The sequence below is a fragment of the Mycobacterium sp. 1245801.1 genome, from assembly GCF_001673055.1.
In the GTDB taxonomy this organism is placed as follows: Bacteria; Actinomycetota; Actinomycetes; order Mycobacteriales; family Mycobacteriaceae; genus Mycobacterium; species Mycobacterium europaeum_A.
In genome coordinates this window covers 1-1624 of the sequence record NZ_LZKY01000310.1, presented here as the reverse complement: position 1 = coordinate 1624, position 1624 = coordinate 1, and the positions used below count along the sequence as shown (strand labels likewise).

1 protein-coding gene is annotated in these 1624 nt (G+C 74.8%); it reads right to left on the bottom strand.

All coding sequences use genetic code 11. The features are described 5' to 3' along the window. Window positions 1-1624 (bottom strand): AAA family ATPase (locus A5622_RS19920; RefSeq protein ID WP_066880754.1); only part of this gene is annotated, 1624 nt, incomplete at both ends.

The window sequence follows — 1624 nt, the reverse complement described above, 5'->3', positions numbered from 1 at the left end:
GCCTCGTGCCAGACCCGCAACGCCACCCCCCGCTGGCCACCGCGTTCGGCCATCCGGGCGGCGTCGCGCGCGGCGGCCACCGCGCCGTGGGCGTCCCGCACCAGGGCCAGCCGCCACGCCCGCGCCACGCCGAGCTCGGGCGCGAACAACGCGGATTTGGTGCCGTGCCGGGATTCGGCCCTGCTCAACGCTTTCGCCGCCGCGGCGGTGTCGCCCTGCTGGGCCAGCGCGGTGGCCAGCAGCGTCAGCGACAACGGCCCCCACGAATAACCGGTGCGCTCCAGGGTGGCGGCAGCCGGAGTCAATAACGCTGCTGCGGAGGCGAATTCGCCACCGGCCAGCAGCACATGCGCCAGCAGCACCTCGCCGATCGCGCGGCCCGGCTGTTGCAGCTCGGCGAAGTCGGTGAACTGCTGCGCGAGCAGGCGGGCCTGGTCGGGCCGGCCGGCCATCAGCAGCGCGGTGGTCTGTCCCAGCCCGATCGTGAAGCGCAGCAGCCCAGGGTGTTCGGCACCCAGCGCGCGCTGCGCCAGGGGCTCGACGTCGTCGAATCGGCCCTCACGCGCCGCGCACAACGCGGCCGCGCTGGCCGCCCAGGCCACCGCCTGGTCATCGGCCGACGGCGATGCGAGGACGTCGCCGGCCACCTTCACGGCGTGACCGACATTGCCGGCGTTCATCGCGAACGTCGCGCTGAGCGCGTCCAGGGTGGTGCGCGGGCCGGTATCGGTGACCCGATTGCGCACCGTCCGCAGGAACGCGGTGGCGCGCTCGGGTTCGCTCAGCATCCAGAACTGGTTCGCCGCCCGCAGCAGCGCCCAATCCATCAGCGCCGCTTCGGTCAGTGCGCTGGAGTCGACGTCGGCCAGCACCGAATCGGCCTCGCGACCACGGCCCTGCCATGCCAGGGCGTGGGCCAGCGCGAGCCGCGCCGCCAACCCGCCGGACCGCTGCAGGGCCGACCGGGCCAGTCGCTCGCCCAGCGCCAGGTCGCCCAGCCGCAGCGCCTGCTGTGCGGCGGCGGCGACGTCGGCGACCCGCGGGGGAGTGGCACTGTCCAGCGCCAGCGACACCAGCCGCAACCGGTCGCTGAGGTGCTCCGACGGCCGCTGGGACAGCAGCTCGACCACGTCGGTGCGTCGCTGTCGCGCGTCGTCGGGATCGAGCAGCGCCCGCGTCCGCTCGGCGAACAGCGGGTGGGCGGTGTAGACGACCGGGTCGTCGGAGGAGCCGCCGCGCTCGCGGGTCTCCGCCGCGCCCCACGCCACCGCGTCGGCCACCGCGCCGTCACCGGCGAGCTCGGTCAGATTGGTGACCGAGAGCGGCTCGGCGACGGCGAGGTACTCCAGCACCGACCGCGCCGCGGCGGGCAGCTCGGCGAGGAAGGTATCGATCTGCGCCGGGGCGCTCGCCCCGCCCGGCGGCTCGATGTCGAGCCGGGTGAGCAGGTCGTCACCCCACAGCGCCGCGATCGCCTCGGGAGCGGAGTCGGCGCGGGCGGTGACGATGAGCCGTCCGGCGCCGTCGCGCGCCAGCTGGTAGACGAGGGTGGCCGACAGCACGTCCAGGTGTTGGGCGTCGTCGACGACGAGCAGCAGGTCGTCACCGCCCAGCGATGCCCGGG